Origin of the sequence: Christiangramia marina (assembly GCF_048285865.1) — a bacterium.
Classification (GTDB): domain Bacteria; phylum Bacteroidota; class Bacteroidia; order Flavobacteriales; family Flavobacteriaceae; genus Christiangramia; species Christiangramia marina.
Map to the genome: position 1 here is coordinate 38,807 of NZ_JBLVTK010000002.1, position 8,082 is coordinate 46,888.

8 protein-coding genes are annotated in these 8,082 nt (G+C 36.0%); 5 read left to right on the forward strand and 3 right to left on the reverse strand.

Annotation, left to right across the window (positions count from 1 at the left end; all coding sequences use genetic code 11):
- From ACNKXS_RS06660 to ACNKXS_RS06680, 5 genes are all read left to right on the forward strand, one after another.
- Positions 1-922, forward strand: a 922-nt coding sequence (locus ACNKXS_RS06660) for a cyclase family protein (protein ID WP_417920184.1), incomplete at its 5' end; no start/stop codon positions are given.
- Between the two features lie 44 nt (positions 923-966).
- Positions 967-2,184, forward strand: a complete 1,218-nt coding sequence (locus ACNKXS_RS06665; RefSeq protein WP_470271652.1) for an MFS transporter — start codon at positions 967-969, stop codon at positions 2,182-2,184.
- Between the two features lie 12 nt (positions 2,185-2,196).
- Positions 2,197-3,135 carry an aldo/keto reductase gene (locus ACNKXS_RS06670; protein WP_417920185.1) on the forward strand — a complete coding sequence of 313 codons (939 nt, stop codon included), beginning with the start codon at positions 2,197-2,199 and terminating at the stop codon, positions 3,133-3,135.
- A 56-nt stretch (positions 3,136-3,191) separates the two neighbouring features.
- Positions 3,192-4,175 carry a TIGR03571 family LLM class oxidoreductase gene (locus ACNKXS_RS06675; protein WP_417920186.1) on the forward strand — a complete coding sequence of 328 codons (984 nt, stop codon included), beginning with the start codon at positions 3,192-3,194 and terminating at the stop codon, positions 4,173-4,175.
- Positions 4,176-4,436: 261 nt separating this feature from the next.
- Positions 4,437-5,594, forward strand: coding sequence for a low temperature requirement protein A (locus ACNKXS_RS06680; RefSeq protein WP_417920187.1), 1,158 nt, complete (start codon positions 4,437-4,439; stop codon positions 5,592-5,594).
- A 454-nt stretch (positions 5,595-6,048) separates the two neighbouring features.
- Here ACNKXS_RS06680 and ACNKXS_RS06685 read toward each other — a convergent pair whose 3' ends face one another.
- Genes ACNKXS_RS06685 through ACNKXS_RS06695 form a run of 3 tightly spaced genes read right to left on the reverse strand, consistent with a single transcriptional unit; the run spans position 6,049 to position 8,043 of the window.
- Positions 6,049-6,720 carry an SCO family protein gene (locus ACNKXS_RS06685; protein WP_417920188.1) on the reverse strand — a complete coding sequence of 224 codons (672 nt, stop codon included), beginning with the start codon at positions 6,718-6,720 and terminating at the stop codon, positions 6,049-6,051.
- Complete coding sequence (locus ACNKXS_RS06690) at positions 6,707-7,279, reverse strand: toxin-antitoxin system YwqK family antitoxin (protein ID WP_417920189.1); 573 nt, start codon at positions 7,277-7,279, stop codon at positions 6,707-6,709. The genes ACNKXS_RS06685 and ACNKXS_RS06690 overlap by 14 nt, the downstream gene beginning before the upstream one ends.
- A gap of 59 nt (positions 7,280-7,338) precedes the next feature.
- Complete coding sequence (locus tag ACNKXS_RS06695) at positions 7,339-8,043, reverse strand: YHYH protein (RefSeq protein ID WP_417920836.1); 705 nt, start codon at positions 8,041-8,043, stop codon at positions 7,339-7,341.
- Positions 8,044-8,082 lie beyond the last annotated feature (39 nt).

Sequence of the window (8,082 nt, forward strand, 5' to 3'; positions counted from 1 at the left end):
ATCAACTGCATGTTTAAATATCCTAATGATAGCGTTCATTGGAACATCTGCTATGGCCCAGGAGGTTCCGGAATCTCCCTATGGACCAAACGATGAGATTGGCGCCCTTAACCTTTTAGACGAGGATAAAGTATTGGATGCAGTTAAATTGGTTACTGAAGGTAAAGTATATCGTCTGGGTATGGTCGTTAATGAAAATACAGCAGCATTTAGACACCGTTATTTTCATGTGGAAACCTCTCAACCTGAAACTGGAACTGCTGGGGCTAATAAATTTACTTATGTAGATGATAAGTTAATTGGATGGACCGGCGTAGGATCTCAAATCAATGGATTAGCTCACTACGGAAAGAATAATGTTCACTATAACGGGCATAAAGTAGAGGATTTCCTCACCGTCACCGGAGTTAAAAAGTTGGGATTGGAAAAATTACCTCCAATAGTTACAAGAGGGGTTCTTCTAGACATGAGAGAACATTTTGATCAGGACATCATCAAGGAAGGCACAGTGTTTACCGTTAAGGATATTGAAGAAGTATTGAAGAAGGAGAATATTGAAATCCGCAAGGGTGATGTAGTGCTGTTTTATACTGGTTGGACTCAACTAATGGGTAAAGACAATGAAAGATATTTAGCCGGTGGTCCTGGAATTGGAACCGAAGCTGCCAGATATCTTGGAAAAAAAGGTGTTGTAGCAGTAGGTGCAGACAATTGGTCTTTCGAAGCAGTACCCCATGAAAACAGCGAGGTTTCATTTCCAGTCAATCAAATGATGGCCACGGATTACGGAGTACAAGTTCTTGAAAATATCCTCGTTGATGAATTGGCTAAAGATGAAGTATGGGAATTCTTATTCGTGTTAGGGCATCCTTTATATGAAGGATCTACTCAAGTACAAATAAATCCTGTTGCTATTAAATAAATAATTAAAACTGTTGAGTCTCAGTTTAGACTCAACAGTTTCATTTGAGTACAAAAGTTATGAATACATTAAGCTTAGAAAAAAAGAAAGTAAAGAATAAAGGTTTACCTGCAGCATTGTGGGCGTTAACTATAAGTGCATTTGCCATAGGAACAACAGAATTTGTAATCGTAGGTTTACTATCTACAGTTGCAAGTGATCTTGGCACATCAATTACATCAGCAGGTTTATTAGTCAGTCTTTACGCCATTGGTGTTGCCATTGGTGCGCCCGTATTAACCGCCTTAACCGGTAAAATTCCTAGAAAACAATTACTGATGGGAATTATGTTGCTTTTCATTGTGGGTAACGGATTAGCAGCCATTTCACCAAGTTTTGAATTGTTGCTAGTATCAAGAGTTGTGACAGGTTTTGCACACGGTGTATTTTTTTCTATCGGGTCTACCATTGCAGCTAGTTTGGTACCAAAGGACAAAAGAGCAACGGCCATTTCTATAATGTTTGCAGGTCTTACTGTGGCTATCGTAACCGGTGTACCTTTAGGAACATACATAGGTCAGAATTTTGGATGGAGAGCTACTTTTATTGGGGTTGCATTATTAGGATTAATTGGTGCAATAGCTAGTTTGGCTTTGGTTCCTAAAAAAATCAAACAATCGGCGCCATTACGACTGATTGACCAATTAAAGGTGATTAAGAATCCTTCTATTTTATTAGTATTAGCCATTACTGCATTTGGTTATGGAGGTACGTTTGTCACATTTACCTATTTGACTCCTTTGTTGGAAGAAGTAACCGGTTTTTCTTCAAATATGACTAGTGTATTCCTGCTAATTTATGGTATTGCCATAGCTATAGGAAACATTGTCGGTGGTAAAGTCTCAAACAACAAACCAGGCAAAGCATTATTGGTCATGTTTGCTTTACAAGCAGTGGTATTATTTGTATTATACTTCACAGCCACCAGTCAGATTTTTGCCATAATCACATTATTTTTTATGGGAATATTAGCGTTTTCAAACGTACCTGCTTTACAATTATACGTGGTGAAAATGGCTGAAAAATACTTACCAGGTACCGAAGATGTAGCATCTGCATTAAACATTGCAGCATTTAACGTCGGTATCGCTATTGGTGCCTTTATAGGTGGAATAGTTGTAGAATCGAGCTTAGGTATTGAAGCGACTCCTTGGGTTGGAGGTATTTTAGTCATCGTAGGATTCTTGTTAACCCTAGTTTTATTCAAAAGAGAAAAGATATAAATAGTATAAATAATGACTGCATTAAAATTTAGAAACAACGACGAAATGCCAATTTTAGGTTTGGGAACGTTTCGTTCTGAACCAAATGAAGTGTACGATGCTGTACTTTCAGCTATTAAAATAGGATACAGACATATAGATTGTGCTGCGGCTTACGGAAACGAAAAAGAAGTAGGTAACGCCATTGGCGAAGCCATAAAACAACGCTTAGTTACGCGTGAAGATTTATGGGTAACTTCAAAATTATGGAATGCTTCCCACGGTGAAGAGAATGTGATTCCTGCTCTGAATACAACTTTAAAAGATTTACAACTAGATTACCTAGACCTGTATCTAATCCACTGGCCTGTAGCTCTTAGAAAAGGAACGGAAATGCCAGAAAAAGCATGTGATTTTATTCCATTATCAGAAGTGCCATTAACTAATACTTGGAAAGGGATGGAAGCTACTCTGGAGCAAGGACGTGTAAAACATATTGGCGTGAGCAATTTCAATGAAAATCACTTAAAAGAAATAATGACAACTGCAGTGCATCGACCAGAGATGAATCAGGTGGAAATGCATCCATTTTTACAGCAAAAGGAACTAAAAGCAATATGCGCACATTATGATATGCATTTAACAGCATATGCACCTTTGGGTTCGCTTGTAGATGACAATAGCTCGCTTCGTTTGTTAGAAAATGATACCATAAAAACCATTGCCGAGGCAAGACATATGTCGCCTGCACAAGTCGCATTGGCATATACCATACAACGAGGCATCGCAGTAATTCCTAAATCTACAAATGAAGCCAGATTACTTCAGAATTTAGAGACATTAAACCATATGCTTACTGAAGAAGATATGGCTTTGCTGAAGGGTTTAGATAAAGGACACCGTTTTATAGATGGTAAATTTTGGGAAGTTGAAAACGGACCATACACTGCAGAAAAAATCTGGAATACTTAATACCATCATTCATCAGGTGTCCTTAAAGGATATCTGATGAATTTAATAAAGATATTATGAATCGATTTAAAAAGCTATACAAACCAGGTAAAATGACACTTGGTGTAGAATTTCCTTTAGATAATGACTGGTCATCAGAAGGAAATCTCAAAAGATTGGAAGATAACAGACCTTTTGGAGTTCCAGATATTTCTAACCATTTAGTACTGGCAAAACAAATTGACGAAGCAGGCTTCGCAGCTTTATGGATGCGAGATGTTCCTGTCTATGACCCTAATTTCGGTGATGGTGCACAATTGTTTGACACTTTGCCGTACTTGGGATATTTATCTGCAGCAACTAAAAACATTTTATTGGGTACTGCTGCCATTGTTTTGCCCTTGCAGCAGCCAATTAAGTTAGCGAAAGCTGCTGCTACCATAGAAAATTTAAGCAATGGGAGACTTTTGTTGGGCTTGGGTATTGGAGACAGACCTGTGGAGTTCCCAATGTATAATATCGACTATCAAAAAAGACCAGAAATCTTTAGAAACAATCTTGACATCATAAAAGAAGCTTGGAAAACAAACAGTAATTTAAAAACTAAGTTCGATTTTTTAATTAGCGCTATAGAAGTATATCCTAAGCCGAAAGGTCATATACCAATTATTGTGGCTGGTCATTCGGGACAGAGTATTGATTATATAGCTAGAAATGCTAATGCCTGGTTCAATTATCCGCGCCCTGTCAATGAAACATTTGAAAACAGAAAATACTGGTGCAATGCTTTATATGATAATGATCAGGCATCCAAACCATATATTTCCGCATTTCACTTAAATCTTCTAAAGGATGAGAATGCCAAATTTGCGCCCCATCGATTTGGTGGAGCAGTTGGTATAAATAATCTTACAGAAATATTTAAATCATATGAGGACGCCGGAGTAAATCATATGGCTATAAATCTTCGTAAATCTGAGACTCCTGTGAAGGAGGCAATTAATCAATTAAAAGAAGTTTTATTACCTAAATTTAATAACCAGAGAGAAGAAGTCGTATGAAGGAGAATAGTTGTACCTCTTTCAAATCGAGTATGTTAGGTTGAATTAAAAAGCTTTGATGCAAAATCAATTATTTTAGATCAATTAAACCTATAGTAATTAGATTATCTATTGGTATTACACGCACTTGATAATCAAGAAATGTTTAAATAAATTCGGAAGACTCTCAGAATAAGTAAATCTAACAGTTGAAGTTCGTGCTTCTGCAGAATGATAAGAGTTTTAGGTAAATTCTAGGATTATGAATTCTCACTTATGCTTATGAAAATTTTTAGAAAACCAATTGAAATTAGAAGTGATACTGAAAATCACCGACAAGCAACATGGATAGAACTGTTTATTGACCTTGCTTTTGTGGTGGGTATTTCCAGACTAGGAGTAATTTTTGAGGATGGTTTTCACTGGGAGTCTCTTACGAATTATAGCTTCTTATTCCTTTTAATGTTTTGGATATGGAATAGGTTTACTTGGTATGCAACAATGTATGATAACGACGATGTCCCTTATAGACTAGCTTATCTACTATTAGTTTTTCCTGCATTGGGAATCATTAGTCAATTAGAATCAATTTTAGAGGGCGACATATTTATCGCCTCCCTTTATTACCTTTTAATAAATTGTATATTATTATATCTGTGGAGTAGAGTTCTAAGACGAGGAAAGACACTCAAGAATAATGCAAGGAGTTTTTTGCTAGGCTATGGTTTAAGCACTTTGATGATCCTTATTTCATTATTTGTCTCCGGCCAATTAGCATTTTACTTAATTGGAGCTGGATTTATTTTAGAAGTCTTGGGTCCAATTTTAGGTTGGTATATGAGCAAAAGCAACGTTCCTCTGCATTCAGAACACATCATAGAACGTCATGGATTATTTACTATAATACTGCTTGGCGAATCAGTGGTGGCTATTGCTGCAAATTTTTCTGAGTCACTTACTGCTGAAACGTGGTTCACTCTAGCAGGTTCGTATTTACTCATTATATGTTTATGGTGGATGTATTTTGATTGCGGTTATGGGTTTTCAGCTAACTTATCTAAAAGGATTAAAAATGTATTTGAATTTGGTTATGGCCAATTCTTTGTTTATTTATCTATAGCTCTCGTAGGTATTTCCTTAGAATATACATTACACCATATTCACAGCGATCATGTTAATGGAAAATTCTTGCCAGGACAGATTGTTCTCTTTTCCATAAGTTTATTCTTAATAATAATGAGTACCATTCAAATTCTTATCTCCAAAGAGAACCCTAAGAGAATATATCTTCCTCGATATGCCGTTGGAGCTTTTTTATTTATTATTGGATTTTTTCATCTTAGCAATTTGAATTATTTACATATTGGATTGATTCTAATGGTACTACTTACCGTAAATGATGTATACCAATGGGGTAAGTTGAAAGTTGCTCAGGATTAAAATATTATTCCACTTTACTAAAAATTAGGATTTGAAGAGCTATTAGTTCTACATTATTTTGTTGTGAGAATTATTCAGATATTAACTTAGACATCCCCGATATCATTTTACAACCGTTTAAACAATCTATACTTAATCCTGTTATCTTTAATTAAAATGAAGATGATAGAACTTGAATAACCTGGAATGAATTATCAAAAACCGTTTAAATTGGATAGTAAAACCTTGAGAATTCACTAAACTGGATTACCATTTTTCAGAATCTGAATAATAAATATATACCAAGTGATTTCACTAACGAAAGAACACAAACAAAAATGGGGAGATTTTTATTGCTATTTTTTGTGTTAATTTCTTGTACCTTTTTTGTACCTCGCATTTTTTCCCAGTAATAGCTAGGGTTCAATATTTCTGTATTGGGAAATAATTTGATATAGCAATGTTCCGAAGCAAATTATTCCTCCTGAAGCGTTTTGATATCTGTGATTAATTGAGCTACTGAAGCCCTGTTCAAACCGTTATAGATACCCCGTATGTGTTTGTTCTTATCGATTAACAAAAAATTTTCGGTATGCAGAAAATCATCAATGCTTTTTGGCTCACCTAAATCATTTTCTACAAAATACTGTTCTCTACCTAAGCTATAGATCTCTTTTTTATCACCTGTTACTAAATGCCATTTATTATCTATCACTCCGTTTATTTCTCCATATTCCTTTAGTACCTCTACAGAATCTGTGGAAGGCATCACGGAATGTGACAGTAAAAGGACATCGGGTTCGTCCTTGAACTCTTCTTGAATCATCTTCATATTGGTAGTCATTTGTGGGCAAATTCCAGGACAGATCGTGAAGAAAAAATCAGTTACATAAATCTTATTTTCAAAGGTTTTCTGTGTGATAGAATCCCCCATTTGATTTACTAAATGAAAATCTGAAATTGAATGGAAATTCCGCTCTTCCTCACTTCCGGGTTCCAACCATTTAGGAGTAAAAGACTCGTCGTCGTAATATGGCAGATGCTCTACTCTGCTGGTTTCAACCACTGCGATATTCTCCTTTTTCACCTCCATACAGCTGGTAAAACTAATTAGTGCTACAGATATTAAATATTTAAAGTTCATCATATTCTATAATTTTTTCATCATCTAATTGATAGCAAGAATTTGCTCTTCGCATTCCGAAGATCCTTCCATTAAGAGCCTCATAATTCACGTATAAGACCCCATTTGGTAACCATGCTTTTTGTAAACCACTTTCCTTTCCTTCTACCAGCATTCGTTGTTTAGCCAAAGTCCCGTCTGGATACCATTGCTTTTCCATTCCCTGTTTTTTTCCATTCTCGTAGATTACTACTGAAGCCAGAACTCCATTTTCCCACCACGTTCGATAAAATTTATCTAATTTATTATCAGAATAATAGGATTCTATTCGCAATACTCCGTTTTCTGACCATTGTTGTGCAAGACCTTCCCTTTTTCCGTTATGGAAACCCAGTTTTTCTCCAAGCGTATCGTTAGCGTGTAATTTTAATGCATAGCCGGAATAAGGTTTACCCTTATAATACCACCGACCTTCTAATTGGTTAAGTTCAAGCGTTTCTTTTAAAACCTCAACCGAATCGATGACGATTTTCTGGTCAGCATTTAAAACTTCTTTCAATCCTTCGGGATCTCTGTTTTCCATACACCCCATGCATGCTAATAAAAAAAAGACTACTATATAAGATGATGGTTTCATAACTCTTAATAACCTTGGTATGGGCCGGTAAATGCTATATAAGATCCTGTATTTGAATACAACTCATTGATGATGTGGTAATGATATTCTTCTCCACCTAATGTATATTGCGTGGTTGTAGTGTGACCACCAGAACCATCCAGATCTGTAGGATAAGTTCCTGTAGAATTACATTTTCTTCCATATAGAAATACTCCATCAAGTAAAATTCCAACCAATTTATCATCGTCATCTGTAAATGCTTTTGGTTCTAAATGGTAATGATAAACGCCAGGTCCAATATGTCCTCCTGTCCAATCCAGACTAGCAGCAGCCTGGTCCAATGCTCCTCCACCTTCCTGATCATTAAATAACGAAGCACCGCTAACTGCAATTCCAATAGTTCCTAATTGCGTTGCAACTGTATTTCCTGTGTAGTTTGGTGTAGCATCAACCCTAATTGTTGTAGCATTATTATTACTGGACATTATAGATGGTGTCAACCTCACAACTGGCTCATCTAAATAAAGAGGATGATTTTCACCCCAGTAAACCGATTCATGATTTGGCAGGCCGGTAGTTTCAATTACTACTTCAGATCCATCTAAATAAATAGTAGTTGCTTCAGGATTAAATGCTGAATAAGCGGCATGTAATTCTGTAATTATCTCTTCGTTAGTTTCTGCATCGGGATCATCGCTTGAACAAGCAACAAACCCTACAGAAATTATAAATAGACCTGCGCAAGCGGCTATTAAGCTGTTTTTACA

Bases quoted from the DNA above. Each gene is read 5' to 3' on its own strand.
- ACNKXS_RS06685 (WP_417920188.1), bottom strand. From the start codon at position 6,720: ATGATGAACTTTAAATATTTAATATCTGTAGCACTAATTAGTTTTACC.
- ACNKXS_RS06675 (WP_417920186.1), top strand. From the start codon at position 3,192: ATGAATCGATTTAAAAAGCTATACAAACCAGGTAAAATGACACTTGGT.
- ACNKXS_RS06680 (WP_417920187.1), top strand. From the start codon at position 4,437: ATGAAAATTTTTAGAAAACCAATTGAAATTAGAAGTGATACTGAAAAT.
- ACNKXS_RS06670 (WP_417920185.1), top strand. From the start codon at position 2,197: ATGACTGCATTAAAATTTAGAAACAACGACGAAATGCCAATTTTAGGT.
- ACNKXS_RS06690 (WP_417920189.1), bottom strand. From the start codon at position 7,279: ATGGAAAACAGAGATCCCGAAGGATTGAAAGAAGTTTTAAATGCTGAC.